The sequence below is a fragment of the Paraburkholderia guartelaensis genome (assembly GCF_004353905.1).
GTDB lineage: Bacteria > Pseudomonadota > Gammaproteobacteria > Burkholderiales > Burkholderiaceae > Paraburkholderia > Paraburkholderia guartelaensis.
Window position 1 is genome coordinate 222679 of sequence record NZ_SMOD01000013.1, and the last position, 16559, is coordinate 239237.

Annotated in this window: 15 protein-coding genes; 11 read left to right on the top strand and 4 right to left on the bottom strand. The window is 65.9% G+C overall.

The features are described 5' to 3' along the window. The first annotated feature begins 33 nt into the window (after nucleotides 1-33). Nucleotides 34-1314, top strand: a complete 1281-nt coding sequence (locus tag E1N52_RS19200; RefSeq protein ID WP_133184311.1) for a CaiB/BaiF CoA transferase family protein — start codon at nucleotides 34-36, stop codon at nucleotides 1312-1314. An 82-nt stretch (nucleotides 1315-1396) separates the two neighbouring features. On the opposite strand, the gene E1N52_RS19205 is transcribed toward E1N52_RS19200, so the two are convergent. Beyond that, the gene (locus E1N52_RS19205) at nucleotides 1397-2368 is read right to left on the bottom strand and encodes an NADPH:quinone oxidoreductase family protein (protein WP_133184312.1); all 972 of its coding nucleotides are present in this window, start codon (nucleotides 2366-2368) and stop codon (nucleotides 1397-1399) included. A 268-nt stretch (nucleotides 2369-2636) separates the two neighbouring features. Here E1N52_RS19205 and surE point away from each other — a divergent pair, with 268 nt between their 5' ends. From surE to E1N52_RS19230, 5 genes are read left to right on the top strand one after another with little or no spacing between them, the layout of a single operon-like run. Then, entirely contained in the window at nucleotides 2637-3398 is a 762-nt protein-coding gene (gene surE / locus E1N52_RS19210) for a 5'/3'-nucleotidase SurE (protein ID WP_133184313.1), read from the top strand. After that, nucleotides 3395-4480, top strand: coding sequence for a protein-L-isoaspartate(D-aspartate) O-methyltransferase (locus E1N52_RS19215; RefSeq protein WP_133184314.1), 1086 nt, complete (start codon nucleotides 3395-3397; stop codon nucleotides 4478-4480). Before surE ends, E1N52_RS19215 begins: the two co-directional genes overlap by 4 nt. Before the next feature lie 5 nt (nucleotides 4481-4485). Then, entirely contained in the window at nucleotides 4486-5409 is a 924-nt protein-coding gene (locus E1N52_RS19220; RefSeq protein WP_133184315.1) for a peptidoglycan DD-metalloendopeptidase family protein, read from the top strand. Nucleotides 5410-5422: 13 nt separating this feature from the next. Next, nucleotides 5423-6529 carry an RNA polymerase sigma factor RpoS gene (gene rpoS / locus E1N52_RS19225; protein ID WP_133184316.1) on the top strand — a complete coding sequence of 369 codons (1107 nt, stop codon included), beginning with the start codon at nucleotides 5423-5425 and terminating at the stop codon, nucleotides 6527-6529. A gap of 19 nt (nucleotides 6530-6548) precedes the next feature. Beyond that, complete coding sequence (locus E1N52_RS19230) at nucleotides 6549-7328, top strand: 3'-5' exonuclease (protein WP_133184317.1); 780 nt, start codon at nucleotides 6549-6551, stop codon at nucleotides 7326-7328. Nucleotides 7329-7343: 15 nt separating this feature from the next. Here E1N52_RS19230 and E1N52_RS19235 read toward each other — a convergent pair whose 3' ends face one another. Beyond that, nucleotides 7344-8225, bottom strand: coding sequence for an endonuclease/exonuclease/phosphatase family protein (locus E1N52_RS19235; protein ID WP_133184318.1), 882 nt, complete (start codon nucleotides 8223-8225; stop codon nucleotides 7344-7346). A 130-nt stretch (nucleotides 8226-8355) separates the two neighbouring features. Further along, entirely contained in the window at nucleotides 8356-8661 is a 306-nt protein-coding gene (locus E1N52_RS19240) for a hypothetical protein (RefSeq protein ID WP_133184319.1), read from the bottom strand. A gap of 298 nt (nucleotides 8662-8959) precedes the next feature. On the opposite strand from E1N52_RS19240, the gene rlmD reads away from it, so the two are divergent. Further along, nucleotides 8960-10378, top strand: a complete 1419-nt coding sequence (gene rlmD / locus E1N52_RS19245; RefSeq protein ID WP_133184331.1) for a 23S rRNA (uracil(1939)-C(5))-methyltransferase RlmD — start codon at nucleotides 8960-8962, stop codon at nucleotides 10376-10378. Between the two features lie 119 nt (nucleotides 10379-10497). Here rlmD and E1N52_RS19250 read toward each other — a convergent pair whose 3' ends face one another. Then, nucleotides 10498-11337, bottom strand: a complete 840-nt coding sequence (locus E1N52_RS19250; RefSeq protein ID WP_042268681.1) for an outer membrane protein assembly factor BamD — start codon at nucleotides 11335-11337, stop codon at nucleotides 10498-10500. Nucleotides 11338-11435: 98 nt separating this feature from the next. Here E1N52_RS19250 and E1N52_RS19255 point away from each other — a divergent pair, with 98 nt between their 5' ends. From E1N52_RS19255 to E1N52_RS19270, 4 genes are all read left to right on the top strand, one after another. Further along, nucleotides 11436-12683, top strand: coding sequence for an RluA family pseudouridine synthase (locus E1N52_RS19255; RefSeq protein ID WP_133184321.1), 1248 nt, complete (start codon nucleotides 11436-11438; stop codon nucleotides 12681-12683). After that, nucleotides 12680-13549: a peptidoglycan editing factor PgeF gene (gene pgeF, locus E1N52_RS19260; protein WP_133184322.1), complete on the top strand. Its 870-nt coding sequence runs from the start codon at nucleotides 12680-12682 to the stop codon at nucleotides 13547-13549. The genes E1N52_RS19255 and pgeF overlap by 4 nt, the downstream gene beginning before the upstream one ends. Nucleotides 13550-13960: 411 nt before the next feature. Continuing rightward, on the top strand, nucleotides 13961-15994 hold the full coding sequence (gene phaC, locus E1N52_RS19265; RefSeq protein WP_425468086.1) for a class I poly(R)-hydroxyalkanoic acid synthase: 2034 nt from the start codon (nucleotides 13961-13963) through the stop codon (nucleotides 15992-15994). 90 nt (nucleotides 15995-16084) lie between these two features. Further along, the coding region (locus E1N52_RS19270; protein ID WP_281282690.1) for a thiolase family protein at nucleotides 16085-16559 on the top strand (475 nt) is incomplete at its 3' end.

A 16559-nucleotide genomic window follows, 5' to 3' on the forward strand; every position in this document is an offset into this window, starting at 1 on the left:
CGCCGCACGCCGAACAGAACGAAAGGAGACACCATGAGCGCAGCCGCCCCTTCACACGATTCCCCCCATTCCCGGTCGAACGCATCCGCAGCGAAAGGCACGGGCCCGCTCGCGGGCGTCAAAGTCCTCGAACTCGGCACGCTGATCGCCGGTCCGTTCGCGGCTCGCTTCCTCGGCGAGTTCGGCGCCGAAGTCATCAAGATCGAAGACCCCAAGGGTGGCGATCCGCTGCGCAAATGGCGCAAGCTCTACCCGGAAGCGGGCGGCACTTCGCTCTGGTGGGCCGTGCAGGCGCGCAACAAGAAGTCCGTCACGGTGAACCTAAAAGCCGAAGAGGGCAAGGAGATCGTGCGGCGGCTCGCGAAGGAAGCCGATATCGTCATCGAGAATTTCCGGCCTGGCCTGCTCGAAAAGCTCGGGCTCGGCTACGACGTGCTCTCGAAGGAGAATCCCGGCCTCGTGATGGTGCGGCTCTCGGGCTACGGCCAGACCGGCCCGTATCGCGACCGTCCGGGCTTCGGCGCGATTGCCGAATCGATGGGCGGCCTGCGCCACATTACCGGCTATCCCGATCTGCCGCCGCCGCGCATCGGCATTTCGATCGGCGACTCGATTGCCGCGCTGCACGGCGTGATCGGCGCGATGATGGCGCTCCATCATCGCAACATGAACGGCGGCAGCGGCCAGATCGTCGATGTCGCGCTCTATGAAGCCGTGTTCAACATGATGGAGAGCGTGGTGCCCGAGTACGGTGTGTACGGCATGGTGCGCGAGCGCACCGGCGCGTCGCTGCCGGGCATCGTGCCGTCGAATACGTATCCGTGCCGGGACGGCAGCATCGTGATCGGCGGCAACAGTGATCCGATCTTCAAGCGCCTGATGATGGCCATCGACCGCGAGGACCTCGCGAACGATCCGCAACTCGCCCACAACGACGGCCGGGTGCCGCGCACGGCGGAGATCGACGGCGCCATCGCGGCGTGGCTCTCCACGCGCACCATCAACGAAGCGCTCGACGTGCTCAACGCCGCCGATGTGCCCGTGGGCCGCATCTACAGCGTGGCCGACATGTTCGCCGATCCGCAGTTCGCGGCGCGCCAGATGATCCAGCAGTTCCGCTGGCAGGCGCCAGGTGCGAAGGCGGACGAGGGCGTGGACATTGCGCTGCCCTCGGTCACGCCCAAGCTCTCGGCTACGCCCGGCGACACGCGCTGGCTTGGACCCGCGCTGGGCGAACATACCGATGAAGTCCTGCAGACGCTGGGTTATGACGCGGACCACATTGCACGGTTGCGCGAGCAACAAATCGTCTAAGGCCGCGCGCATCATGCAAAACGGCTCGCCGGGTGTGCACCGGCGAGCCGTTTTCGTTTTGCGTCGTGCGTGACAGAAACGTTCAGGGCTCGATCACGATCTTGCCCGTCACCTTGCGCGAGGCCATGTCCTTGAGCGCCTGCGCGGTGTCGGCGAGCTTGTAGCGCTTCGAGACGTACGGCTTGAGCTTGCCTTCACCGATCCAGCCCATCATCTGCGTGAACGCTGCCGCATTGTGCTGCGGTTCGCGACGCGCGAAATCGCCCCAGAACACGCCGACGAGGCTTGCGCCCTTGAGCAGCGCGAGATTGAGCGGCAGCTTGGGAATCTCGCCATTCGCGAAGCCGACCACGAGATAGCGCCCGCGCCAGCCGATGCTGCGGAACGCCGGTTCCGCATACTCGCCGCCCACCGGGTCGTAGATCACGTCGGGACCTTTGCCGTCGGTGAGCGCCTTGATGCGCTCGCGCAAGTCCTCGGTGCTGTAGTTGATGGTGGCGTCCGCACCGAACCGGCGGCAGACTTCGAGCTTCTCTTCGCTCGAGGCGGCGGCGATCACGCGCGCGCCCAGCACCTTGCCGATCTCGACAGCCGCGAGGCCCACGCCGCCCGCCGCGCCGAGCACGAGCATCGTTTCGCCTGCGCGCAGTGCGGCGCGATCGACCACGGCGTGATGCGACGTGCCATACGCGAGCGTGAAGGCGGCGGCCGTTGCGAAATCGGCGCCCTCGGGCAGGGCCACGCACGCTGATGCGTCCGCAAGCGCCTGCTCGGCAAACGCGCCAGTGCCGACATACGCCACAACGCGCGTACCGGGCGCGAGCTTCACGCCTTCGCCCGCGGCGCGCACGACGCCCGCGAGTTCGGCGCCGGGCGTGAAGGGCAGCGGCGGCTTCATCTGATACTTGTTCTCGATGATGAGCACGTCGGGAAAGTTGACGGCCGCGGCCTTCACGTCGATCACCACCTGGCCCGGGCCCGGCACGAGGTCGGGCGAGTCTTCGAGCGTGAGCGAGTCGGGTGGCCCGTACTGGTTGCAGCGGATTGCGCGCATCGTGTCTCCTGTCTTTTCCGGTTCGGTTGCTTTCAGTTGCGTCGGTCGTGCATGCGCTACCGCGGAACAGTGTACGGCAATCCGCTGCAATGCGAACGATCGTGCGATTTATTTCGCGTCGATGACAGGTGCCTTTCGAGAGGCGCCGCGGATGCGAATGCGCCTCGACCGGCGCGCGATATCGACGTTCGGCGCAACGCCAAACACGCGCCGCGGCAAGGGCCGGCCTGTCGTTCGCGTGCCTTCTTTCCTCGGTTACAATCGCTCGATGCGAATACTACTCAGCAACGACGACGGTTATCTCGCCCCCGGCCTTGCGGCGCTCTATGAAGCGCTCAAGCCGCTCGGCGAAGTCACGGTCATGGCGCCCGAGCAGAACTGCAGCGCCGCATCGAACTCGCTTACGCTGTGGCGCCCGCTGTCGGTGTTGCGATCGGCGAGCACCGGCTTCTATTACGTGAACGGCACGCCCACCGACTCGGTGCACATCGCGCTCACGGGCATGCTCGACCAGCAGCCCGATCTCGTGGTCTCCGGCATCAACAACGGCCAGAACATGGGCGAGGACACGCTGTACTCGGGCACGGTGGCCGCGGCGACCGAAGGCATCATGTTCGGCTTGCCTGCCATCGCGTTCTCGCTCGTCGATAAAGACTGGGTGCATCTCGATTCCGCCGCGCGCGTCGCGGCCGAGATCGTTGCGCATTACCTCGAGAACCCGTTGCCGGGTCATCCGCTGCTGAACGTCAACATTCCGAACCTGCCGTACGACGAGCTTGGCGACTGGCGCGTGACGCGCCTCGGCAAGCGCCATCCTTCGCAGCCCGTGATCCGCCAGACTAACCCGCGCGGCGAGCCGATCTACTGGATCGGGCCGTCGGGCAGCGCACGCGATGCGAGCGAGGGCACGGACTTCCACGCGGTAGCGAACGGCCATGTGTCGATCACGCCGCTGCAACTCGATCTCACGCATACGCAAATGCTGTCCGCGACGCACGACTGGGCGCGCAAGGGCGGCAGTGCTTCATGACGGGCGAGCGCACGAAGCGTTTTCCGCTCGGGCTCGCGGATCTCGTACGCGAGCCGCGCCGGCGCGACGCGCGCCCGGGCGATGCACGCACGTCGCTCGCGGGCGCGGGCAGCAGCAGTCCGTCGAAACCGGGCGTCGGCGCGCTCGCGAAGCCCGGCGCGAAAGTGGGTGCGAAGGTAGCCACGACTGTCGGCAATTCAGCCGTTGCGAAGTCCACCGCAAACACGCCTTTCAAGGCGCCGCCTGCGAAGCCGGTCAATGTGAAGCCGGTGAGCGCAAAGCCGGCGAGTTCGATCAAGCCAGCGCATCCTGCCGGCAACGCAGCCGCGCCGCGCGCCACCATGCCGGGCGGCGTGAGTGTGGCGCGCGCCGCCGTGGCCGTCACGGGCGCGCCCGCGGTTGCGCTCAACGGCGCGCACGCGCTGACTTCGGAACGCGTACGCGAACGCATGGTCGAACGCCTGCGTGCAAACGGCATTGCCGATGCGCGCGTGCTCCAGGCGCTCGCGGCCGTGCCGCGCCACATGTTCATCGACCCGGGTCTTGCGACCCAGGCCTACGAAGATGCGGCGTTGCCGATCGGTCATCACCAGACCATCTCGAAGCCTTCCGTGGTCGCGCGCATGCTCGAGCTCGCGGGCGCGGGCCGTGTGCTGGAGCGCGTGCTGGAAATCGGCACCGGCTGCGGCTATCAGGCGGCCGTGTTGAGCCAGATTGCGCGCGACGTGTATTCCATTGAACGCATCAAGCCGTTATACGAGCGCGCGAAGACGAATCTTCGCCCGCTGCGTATCCCGAACATCCGCTTGCACTACGGCGACGGACGGCTCGGTTTGCCGTCGGCGGCGCCGTTCGACGCGATCGTGATCGCCGCTGCCGGTTTCGACGTGCCGCAGGCGCTGCTCGAGCAACTCGCCATCGGCGGGCGGCTCGTGGCGCCGGTAGCGGTGTCAGGCACGCAGAGTGCCGCCGGCGAAGCGACGCAGGTCCTCACGCTCGTGGAGCGTACCGGGCCGGCGCAGTGGCGGGAGTCACGCCTGGATCGCGTTTTCTTTGTCCCCTTAAAATCTGGAGTGATCTGAATCCGATGAGTATGTTGCGCGCGATCAAAAGAAACCGCCTGAATGTCGACCTGCCCGAAGCCACGCTGATCGCAGCCCAGCGCGGCGCCGCGGTCGCCGCGCTCTGTCTTCTGGCCGCATGCGCCACGCGACTCGATCAGGCACCTGTGGTGGACCGCACCGCGCCGCTCGGCACGGCAGCCGCACAGCCTCCGGTGCCGCTCGGGCCGCCGCCTCCGGGATATTACCGGGTGAAGCCGGGCGACACTCTCTATAGGATTGCGCTCGAAAACGGCCAGAATTATCGCGACATCGCGACGTGGAACAATCTCACCAATCCGAACCAGATTGAGGTGGACCAGTTGTTGCGCGTCGTGCCGCCGGGTGCGAATCCGTCGGCATACACGCCGGGTGTCGTGACCGCGCCGGTGCCGGGCGTGGGCGCCGCGCCGGGCGCTCCGGCAGCGGGGACGCCTGCGCAGCCGCCGATTTACGGTTCGGGTGCGAACGCCGCGCCGCCAGCTGCCGCCGTGCCGCCGCAGCCGGGTGCAAGCGGCGGCGACATGGCCGCGGCGCCGGCGGGCAACATTGCGCTCGCGTGGCCGGTGCGTGGTCCGGTGCTCAACGGCTTCGACGATACGAAGAACAAGGGCATCAATATTGGTGGTGCGCCAGGCGATCCTGTCAAGGCAGCCGGCGATGGACGCGTGGTTTATGCCGGAAATGGGCTGCGCGGTTACGGCAATCTCATTATCATCAAGCATGACGCGACGTTTTTGACCGCGTATGCACACAACCGGACTTTGATGGTAAAAGAAGGGGATGCGGTCACCAAAGGTCAGAAGATCGCCGAAATGGGCAATACCGACTCGGACCGGGTGATGCTGCATTTCGAAGTACGCCGTCAGGGTAAGCCCGTCGACCCACTGAAGTACTTGCCGCCGCAATAAAAGCGAGCCGACCATGCCGAAATCGAAGCGCCGTCTGCAGCAATCCGAGTCTGACAGCCAAGCCGCCCAGGTTTCGGTGGAGGACGGCGCGCAGGCGGGCGACGAAGACGCGTCGCCCGACCTCGACGGCGGCCGCGATTTTGAGGAACGCGAGGAGCGTGAAGAGCGCGATTCGCAGTCCGACGAAGGCGGCTCGGGCGAGGGCGCCGAAACGGCCGATGCCGCGCCCGACGCCGACGACTTCCGCGCCATGCTGCAGGCCGAACTCACGGCCGACACCATTCAGCATTATCTGAACCGGATCAGCGTGAAGCCGCTCCTCACCGTCGAGGAGGAGCAGCGCTACTCGCGGCTCGCCAAGGCCGGCGAGTTCGAAGCGCGCCAGGTCATGATCGAGCGCAATCTGCGCCTCGTCGTCAGCATTGCCAAGGGTTACCTCAATCGCGGCGTGCCGCTGCTCGACCTGATCGAGGAGGGCAACCTCGGCCTCATGCACGCGATCGAGAAGTTCGATCCCACGCGCGGCTTCCGTTTCTCGACTTACGCGACCTGGTGGATCCGCCAGAGCATCGAGCGCGCGATCATGAACCAGGCGCGCACCGTGCGTTTGCCGGTGCACGTGATCCGCGAGCTCAACCAGGTGCTGCGCGCGAAGCGACATCTGGAGAAGAATTCGCTCAACGCCGATTCGGCCTCCGAGCGCCGCGACGCGAGCATCGACGACATCGCGTATCTCACGGGCAAGACCACCGAGGAAGTCACCGACATTCTCGCGCTCAACGAACACACGGCCTCGCTCGACGCGCCGCTCGACCTCGATCCGGCCAGCAGCCTGCTCGACCTGCTTTCGGACGACCAGAGCCAGTCGCCCGATGCCGAAGTGCAGCATCGCGAGCTGGAAACGCTTACACGCGCGTGGCTCGGGCGCTTATCCGATAAGCATCGCCACGTCATCGAACGGCGCTTCGGCCTGAACCATATCGAGCCCGCCACGCTCGAAGAGCTGGCCGACGAAATGGGCCTCACCCGCGAGCGCGTGCGGCAGATCCAGCAGGAAGCGCTGGTGCGCCTCAAACGCTTTTTCGCTTCGAACGGCGTGCGCAAGGACGCCGTTCTCTAAACCCTCGCAGTCCATCTGAATGACAGTTCCTGTACTCGTATTCGACATCGAGACGATTCCCGATGTCGACGGCATTCGCCGTGTCGACGATCTGCCCGCCACGCTCACCGACACCCAAGTCGCCGAGCACGCCTTCGCCGCGCGCCGCGAAAAGACCGGCAGCGATTTCCTGCCGCATCACCTGCAGCGCGTCGCCGCGATCTCGTGCGTGTTTCGCGACGGCCAGGGCTTTCGCGTGCGCTCGCTCGGCACGCCCGAAGACGGCGAAGCGCGTTTGATCGATTCGTTCTACCGCACGATCGAGAAGTATTCGCCGCAGCTCGTTTCGTGGAACGGCGGCGGCTTCGACTTGCCGGTGCTGCACTATCGTGCGCTCGTGCACGGCATTCGCGCGGTGCGCTACTGGGAAACGGGTGAAGAGGATCGCGAGTTCAAGTGGAACAACTACCTTAGCCGCTACCACACGCGTCACACCGACCTGATGGATGTTCTCGCGATGTACCAGCCGCGCGCGAACGCACCGCTCGACGCGCTCGCGAAGCTCTGCGGCTTTCCGGGCAAGCTCGGTATGGACGGCGGCCAGGTTTGGACCGCGTTTCAGGAAGGCCGCATCGAGGAGATCCGCAACTACTGCGAAACCGATGTGGTCAACACGTATCTGCTTTATTGCCGGTTTCAGATGATGCGCGGCGGTTTCACAGAGCGCGAATATGCGGATGAGATCGAGTTCGTGAAGCAGTCGCTTGCCGCGGAAACCGCGCCGCATTGGGGCGAGTATCTCAAGGCGTTCGCGAGCTAAGCCCGGCGAACGCTCTCAGTCCAGTTCGAGCACGATTGGCTGATGATCCGAAGCCTGGGTCGCGCCGTCGATCTCGCAGCTTTGCAATCGCGGACGCAAATCCTCCGTGACAAAGACGAAGTCGCACACGAGCGGACCGTCCGACCATTGCTTCGTGTCGTAGACGCCAGCCGTGGGCGGTGGCGTCGCGCCCGCGTGAAGCGCGGTCCACGCGTCGATGAAAGCAGGGCTGCCCGCGAGCGGTTCGAGCATGCGCGTGTACGCCTCGCTGCCCCACGCGCTGTTGAAGTCGCCGCAGACGATGGCGGATACGGGACGTGCGGTGCGGGCGAACGGGCCCACATCGTTTTCGGCGGGCGCGGGATGCGCCGCGTGATCGGCGGCTTCCTGCTGCAGGCGCCGCAACTCGTCCACTTGCGCGAGCCGCTGGCGCAGCGAATAGAACTCCAGATGCGTTACCAGCACACGCAGCGCGCCGCCCGGCGTGTCGAGCACGGCTTCGAGCGCCACGCGTTGCATCGAGGGCGCGGTGGAGTCGGCGGGCCACGGCAGGGCGTGGCGAAAAACCTGCGCGACGGGCAAGCGCGTGGCGAGCGCGTTGCCGAACTGGCGGCGCGGCATCTGCGCCGTGCCTTGACCGGACGCTTGCGCATCAGGCAGTGCAGGCAAGTCGGCGCCGATGGCTTCGATGACCGTATAGCCGGGCAGGAGCGCGCGCAGTTCGGCGAACTGATCGTCGCCGGGTCCGCCCGGTAGCGCCCGAAAGCCGCGCGTGATTTCCTGCAGGCATAGCACGTCGAAGTCGGCGAGGCGCTGGGCCTCGCGCACTGTGCGCGCGAGATCGACGACGCCTGAAGCGTCGCGCCCCCACTGCACATTCCAGCTCACCAGTTTCATCGGCACGTTCCTCGCATGGCGCTGCGGCGGTTCCCGCACGTTTAACCCTAGCCTGGTTTCTTCCGAAGTGTTGTATGACGAATGAGAAGGCATTGGCGGTATCCGCCGTTTTCGTGCCGACGTATTGGCGCTAGATCCGGCGACCCCGGCACGCGACGCGCGCGGTGCCGGCCACACGGTTGCTGTCGTCGAAATATACGGAGAACGGCACGTTGCGCGAACTGCCAAGATTGAATTTGCCGAGGTCGTACTGGAAGCAGTCGAGACCGTTGGTCAGATAGCCGCGATCGGGTGGTCCCATGCGCTTGTAGACTTCGCCCTGCGTCATGCCGGGCCGGATGGAGGCGGCAAGTTGATCGGGCTGGATGGTCGGGCCGCACGCCGCGACGCCCACGAGCGTCGTTGCGACGAGCGCAGAAAAAGGTAGCTTGCTCACATCGGTTCCGTTGATGAAGGCGCGAATGATTGCAGGGAGGCTCAGGCGGCTACAGGCAGCCACAGACGCGATGACGATTCCATCGCGTCAGCCGGGCGTATCGCGCGTCAGCAATCATCGTAGTGACGGGGCGCAGCGAGCACGATCGGACAAGTACGAAAACAGCAGCGCCGGAGCGCGGGCGCCGACTTCGACTACAATCTCGCCTTCGCCCACAATTCACTCACCGTCAGTCAGGAATCCGCTGGTGTCTCAAGCTGCCCCCGACCCTCAAGCCGAGCCTGTCCAGGCCGAGCCTATGCCGTTCACGCCCCCGAAAAAGCGCAGCAAGCGCGAGCGCCGCGCCGAAAAGCGCGCCGCCATCGAAGCCTCGGTCGCTCATGCCCCTATTCTCGAGATCGAGTCGCTCGACATGGAGGCCCGCGGCGTCGGCCGCACCGTGACCGAAACGGGCGAGCCCGGCAAGGTGATCTTCGTCGAGGGCGCGTTGCCGGGCGAACGCGTGACCTACCTCAGCTACCGCAAGAAGCCCACGTTCGAACAGGCGCAAGTGGTCAACGTGCTGCGCGAGAGCGCGATCCGCACGAAGCCGCAGTGCGCGTTCTTCGGCACCTGCGGCGGCTGCTCGATGCAGCACCTCGATGTGCGTGCGCAGATCGCCGTCAAGCAGCGCGTGCTCGAAGACAACCTCATGCACCTCTCGAAGGTGCGTTCGGAGACGATGTTCCGGCCGATTCACGGGCCGTCGTGGGGCTATCGCTATCGCGCGCGCCTCACGGTGCGCAATGTGCCGAAGAAGGGCGGTGTGCTGGTCGGCTTCCACGAGAAGAGGAGCAGCTACGTGGCCGACATGACGAGCTGCGAAGTGCTGCCGCCGAACGTCTCGGCAATGCTCGTGCCGCTGCGCCATCTGGTGGCCGCGCTGTCGATTAGCGATCGCATGCCGCAGATCGAACTCGCCGTGGGTTCGAGCGTGACGGCGCTCGTGCTGCGCATTCTCGAGCCGCTCACGGCCGCCGACGAAGACTTGCTGCGCGCGTTCGCGGATGAGCACAACGTCCAGTTCTGGCTGCAGCCGAAGGGGCCGGATACGGTGTTTCCGTTCTATCCGCTCGACAAGGAACTGGACTACACGCTGCCCGAATACGGCATTCGCATGCCGTTCAAGCCGACGGACTTCACGCAGGTCAATCACCAGATCAACCGCGTGCTGGTCGGCCGCGCGCTGCGCCTGCTCGCGCCGGAGGCAGGCGACCGCGTGCTCGATCTGTTTTGCGGCATCGGCAACTTCACGCTGCCGCTCGCGCGTCTCGCGCGCGAAGTGGTGGGGATCGAAGGCAGCGATACGCTGACGGCCCGCGCGCTGGAGAATGCGCGCGCCAATGGCGTGGACGGCCACACGTCGTTTGCGTGCCGCAACCTGTTCGAAGTCACCGCCGACGACTTGCGCGCGCTCGGCCACTTCGACAAGTTCCTCGTCGACCCGCCGCGCGAAGGCGCGTTCGCCGTTTCTCAGGCGCTCGCGGAAATCGCGCAGAGCGGCAATGGCCCGCTGCCCAAACGCATCGTCTACGTGTCGTGCAGTCCCGGAACGCTCGCGCGCGATGCGGGCGTGCTCGTCAACGAGGCCGGCTATCGGCTCAAGGGCGCGGGCGTGGTCAACATGTTCCCGCACACGTCGCACGTGGAATCGATCGCGCTGTTCGAGCGCGATTGAGCAAACCCCACGGCAGAGCAGGCGCGTAGCCTGCTCTGCCGCCGCTGAAGCCAAAAAAAACGCCACGGAAAACCGTGGCGTTTTGCTTTGCAGCGGGCCTCAGGCTAGAGGCGCGGCGATCACCAGATCTGCCACCAGGACTTGTTTTCCTTGCCGGGGCGCGCGTGACCGGTGATGTACGGGCTGTCCGGGAAGGTGCCGGCGAGCACGCGGCGCGTGTCTTCGGCAAGCTGCGGCTGATCGAGCTTCTGGTACGACAGGATCATGATGTGCAGCGCGTCTTCGATTGCCGGCGCGCTCTTGTAGTCCTGAATCGCGAGCTGCGCGCGGTTGATGGCCGCCACATAGGCGCCGCGGCGATAGTAGTAGTCGGCCGCGTGCACTTCGTGCGAAGCGAGCGCGTTCACGATGTAGCGCATGCGCTGGGCGGCGTCCGGGGCGTACTTGCTCTGCGGATACTTGTCGACCACCACCTTGAACGCGTCATACGACTCGCGCAGCGACTTCGGGTCGCGCTCACTCATGTCCTGGCCCGAGAAGCGGCCGAACAGACCCAGGTCGTCGTTGAAGTGGATCATGCCCTTGAGGTAGTACGCGTAGGCGATGTCCGGGTGATCCGGGTGCAACTGGATGAAGCGGTTGATCGCCTGGTCGGCGGCGTCGTTCTCATTGTCCTTCCAGTTGCAGTAGGCCACGTTGATCTGCGCCTGCTGGGCGAAGTGGCCGAACGGGTCGCGTCCCTGGAGCGCTTCGAAGTATTTCGCGCACTTGCCCCAGTCGCCGCCGGAGAGCGCGTCCTGGGCCTCCGTATATAATTTGTTGTTGTTCCACGCTGCCGTTTCGTCGGTCTTTTCCGGCAGGCCGTGGCAGGCCGCGACCACAGCGAGCGCCGCGCCGCAAGCAGCAAGTCGAATGATGTTGCCAATCTTGCCGAGCGTGTTTGCTCGCGTCGCGCGCATTGCGTTTCGGGCCACCGCGTGTTGGGCCAGTTTCGTAATCGTGTTCAAGGCTCGCATTTATCCAGTCCAGCTTCAGGTCCACAGGTGACCCAGACTCAATGACCCGTACAGTTATTCCGGGGGCCGGCGCTCCCGGCGCCCAAAACAGCATCAGAGATTATAGCCTGGGCGATGCGCCCGATGACGCAGCCGCCAGTGAGGGGCTCGACGACGAACTCGCAAGCGAGGACGCCGGCGGCGCCCCGCGTGCGTGCGGCGACGAAGCCCCGCGCTCGGTTCAGGTGCCAGATGAGCTCGCAGGCGAGCGCCTCGACAAGGTGCTCGCCAAAGTATTTCCGGAATTTTCACGCAGCCGTTTGCAGGGCTGGATCGAGGAGCAGCGGGTGCGCGTGGACGGCAAGCCGGCCAAGGTGCGCCAGCCGGTGCCGCTTGGCGCGACCATCGAGCTCGTGCCGGACCTCCTGCCCGAGCAGCTCGCGTTCACGCCCGAGCCGGTGCCGCTCGACATCGTCTACGAGGACGACGCCATCGTCGTCATCAACAAGCCTGCCGGGCTCGTCGTGCATCCGGCCGCGGGCAACTGGAGCGGCACGCTCCTCAACGGCCTCCTGCATCGCTATGGCGAAGCGGCGGCCGGTCTGCCGCGCGCGGGGATCGTCCACCGGCTCGACAAGGAAACGTCCGGGCTGATGGTCGTCGCGCGTACGCTCCAGGCGCAGACCGACCTCGTGCGCCAGTTGCAGGCGCGCACGGTCAAGCGCCGTTATCTCGCGCTGGTGTGGGGCAGCATGGCCGACGAAGGCACCATCGACGCGCCCATCGGCCGTGACCCGCGCGAGCGCACGCGCATGGCGGTGGTGAAGGGCGCTTCGGGCAAGCCCGCGCGCACGCACTTCCGGCGCATCGACAAGGTGCTCTGGCACAACCAGCCGGTGAGCGCCATTCATTGCGACCTGGAAACGGGGCGCACCCACCAGATTCGTGTGCATTGCGCGCACATCGGCCATCCGCTGCTGGGCGATCCGGTGTACGGCCACGCGCGCGGCAAGCGCTCGGTCGCGGCGCTGCCCGACGGCTTCGCGCGCCAGGCGCTGCACGCGTGGCGTCTCGGCCTCGTTCATCCGGTCACGGGCCGCTCGATGCAATGGCGCGCCGAAGTGCCCGACGACCTGGACGCGCTGATCGAGGCGCTCGGCTTCGGCGGCAAGGAAGACGAGGACGAAGCCGGCTTCGATGAAGACATGTTCGACAGCGCCTACACCGACGAAGGCTACGTGATCGGCAGCGACGAGGAAGATTACGAAGACGACGAAGACGACGAGCAAGACGAGGACAAGCACGCATGACGACCTGCCCGGAACTGACATCCGACGATTTGCTGCATCCCGACTGGCAGGTTTCGCCGCGCGTACGCGCGCTGGTGACGACGCGCCACGGCGGTGTGAGCGAGCCGCCGTTCGGGCGCTGGCAGGCGGTACAGGGCGATGAGGGCGTGGATCTCCCAGGCGGCCTGAATCTGGGCCGCGGCTCCGGCGACGATCTCGCGCACGTCGAGGCGAACCGCTCACGGCTCCTCACGCATGCGGGCGTGCCTGCCGCGTGGCTCAAGCAGATCCACGGTCCCGTTGTGGTCGACGCCGCACAGGCGCTCGATGCCGCGCGCGCGGGTGCACCGCTCGAAGCCGATGCGAGCGTGACCGCCGAGCCCGGCATCGCCTGCACGGTGATGGTGGCCGACTGCATGCCCGTCTTGCTGTGCGACGGCGAGGGCCGCGCCGTGGGCGCCGCGCACGCGGGATGGCGCGGGCTGGCCGCGGGCGTCATCGAGCGCACGGCCGAGCGCGTCTCCGCGCTCGCGGGCTGTGCGACTGCCGATCTGCATGCGTACCTCGGCCCCGCGATCGGGCCCACGGCCTTCGAGGTCGGCGCCGACGTGCGCGACGCGTTCATGACCCATGTGGAGCAGGTCGACGCAGCGCGACGCGATGCCCACCGCGCCGCCACCGCAGCGGCCTTCGTGGCGCGCCCCGAGGCGAGCGGCAAGTACCTCGCCGATCTTCCCGCACTGGCGCGGCTGCGGCTCGATACGCTCGGCGTGCGCCACGTGAGCGGCGGCGACCTGTGCACCGTCACGCTGCGCGAGCGTTTCTACTCGTACCGGCGCGATCGCGTCACCGGCCGCATGGCCGCGCTGATCTGGCTCCATCCCTGACGTTGCCGCAACGTGCCGCCGCCATGATGCAACGCGGCGGCGCGCGGTGAGCCGGACGATTTTTTGTTGCGCTGCAGCTATTCCCGCAACGCGCTGTGCGCCACTCATGGCGCATTCAGTTCCTGATTCCCGCATTGCACTGCAAACGCTTGCCGCCACGGCGGATTTTTGTGCGCCAGACCGCATAGCAATGTGTCGCGGCAGTTAAACAATTGATTACATCGGGAAAACGATAATTAAAAAAATATCGCAGCGCGGCAAAATCGGGCACAAGCATTGACACGCTTTGCCATGGGGAGCAAGAATGTCCTTCACCCACGGGACAGGTCGTGACGAGCGCCGCAACGGCGTCCGTATGCGTACCACCTGCCTCTCAACCAGTCCTTCGGGACACATCGGTCAAAAGCAGGCATGACGGCATCTCAACGTTCCAAGACTGCCCCGGGCACGGGCGCATCATCTGATGGTGCAACGCGCGGCAATCAGCCTTTCGCTCCCGACGCAGCCGGCATGCAGCAATATCTCGACGCGTGGACGAACGCCTGGAAGAGCGCTCTGAATGCTGCGCAGCAAACGGGCGGCGCGGCGCAACAAGCGCCCTTCGCGGGCCTTGCGGCCAACTGGTGGCCGCCGGCGGGCAACGGTGCGCCGGGCAATCCGTTCGCCGCGTCCAATCCCTTTGCCGCAGGCAATCCTTTCGCTGCAGGCAATCCTTTCGCTGCGGGGAATCCGTTCGCAGCAGGGAATCCTTTCGCCGCGGGTAATCCGTTTGCTGCCGGCAGTCCTTTCGGCGCGGCCAATCCTTTCGGCGGCGCGAACCCGTTCGAAGGGTTCAAGCTTCCCACGGCATCGATCGAACCCACGCGGCTTCAGCATCTGCAGGCGGAATATTCGCGCGACGCGCTCGACTTGCTGCGTCAGGCCACCGACACCACGCCCAAGGCGCCCGAACTCAAGGACCGGCGCTTCAGCTCCGACGCCTGGAAGGCCACGCCCGCGTATGCGTTCACGGCGGCGTGGTATCTGCTCAACGCGCGCTACCTGCACGAACTCGTCGACGCGATCGATACCGATGCGAAGACGCGCGAGCGCATTCGCTTCGCCGTGCAGCAGTGGACCGCGGCGGCCTCGCCGAGCAACTTCCTCGCGCTCAATCCCGACGCGCAGAGCGCCTTGCTCGAAACCCAGGGCGAGAGCCTGCGCCAGGGCGTCATGAACCTGCTCGGTGACATGTCGCGCGGCAAGATCTCGCAGACCGACGAATCGCGCTTTGTGGTGGGCCGCAATCTCGCGACCACCGAAGGCTCGGTCGTGTTCGAGAATGCGCTGTTCCAGCTGATCCAGTACAAGCCGCGCACGGCCACCGTGCGCGAGCGGCCGCTTCTGATCGTGCCGCCGTGCATCAACAAGTACTACATCCTCGACCTGCAGCCCGAGAACTCGCTCGTCGCTTATGCGCTGGAGCAGGGGCAGCAGGTGTTCCTCGTCTCGTGGCACAACGGCGACGCGTCGATCGCGGACCGCTCCTGGGACGACTACATCGAAGAAGGCGTGCTCACGGCCATCGAGACGACGCGCAGCATCAGCGAGCGCGAGCAGATCAACACGCTCGGTTTTTGCGTGGGCGGCACGCTTCTCGCCACGGCGCTGTCCGTCGCGGCGGCGCGCGGCGAACATCCCGCTGCGTCGATGACGCTCCTCACCGCGATGCTCGATTTCGGCGACACGGGCGTGCTCGATGTGTTCGTCGACGAAGCCCACGTGCAGATGCGCGAGCAGACCATCGGCGGCAAGAACGGCGGCACGCCGGGACTCATGCGCGGCGTCGAGTTCGCGAACACGTTCTCGTTCCTGCGGCCCAACGATCTGGTCTGGAACTACGTCGTCGACAATTATCTGAAGGGCCGTACGCCCGCGCCGTTCGACCTGCTGTTCTGGAACAGCGACTCGACGAGCCTGCCGGGGCCGATGTACGCGTGGTACCTGCGCAATACGTACCTCGAAAACAAGCTGCGTGAGCCGGGCTCGCTCACGGTGTGCGGCGAGGAAGTGGATCTGTCGCGCATCGACGTGCCGACCTTCATCTACGGCTCGCGCGAGGATCACATCGTGCCCTGGCGCACGGCGTATGCGTCGGTGCCGTTGCTGTCCGGGCCGCTGAAGTTCGTGCTTGGCGCGTCGGGCCATATCGCGGGTGTGATCAACCCGGCGTCGAAGAACAAGCGCAGCTTCTGGAGCACCGAGGCCGATGCGAAGCATCTGCCGGAAGAAGCCGACGACTGGTTCGCGGTTGCCGAGGAAAAACCCGGCAGCTGGTGGCCGACCTGGGCCGAATGGCTCGATCAGTACGGCGGCAAGAAGGTGAAGCCGCGTGCGCAAGCCGGCTCGGCGGAATTCCCCGAGATCGAGCCGGCGCCGGGGCGTTATGTGCAGCAGCGCGATTGATGCGCTTGATACGCTTGCTGCGGAATTCGGATTAACAACTTGACGGGCGGGGCGCATGGCGCGCCACCAAGTCGCCCGGAGGATCTGGAAATGACTGACATTGTGATCGTTTCGGCCGCACGTACGGCAGTAGGCAAATTCGGCGGTTCGCTCGCGAAGGTGGCGGCGCCTGATCTGGGCGCAATCGTCATCAAGGCCGCGCTCGAGCGCGCGGGTGTGAAGCCCGAGCAGGTGAGCGACGTGATCATGGGTCAGGTGCTGACCGCCGGTTCGGGCCAGAACGTGGCGCGCCAGGCGTCGATCAAGGCGGGCCTGCCCGCGGCCGTGCCCGCCATGACGATCAACAAGGTGTGCGGCTCCGGCCTGAAGGCGGTGATGCTCGCGGCCAACGCGATCATCGCAGGCGATTCGGACATCGTCGTGGCCGGCGGCCAGGAGAACATGAGCGCCGCGCCGCACGTGCTGCCGGGCTCGCGCGACGGCTTCCGCATGGGCGACGCGAAGCTCATCGACAGCATGATCGTCGACGGCCTGTGGGACGTGTACAACCAGTACCACATGGGCG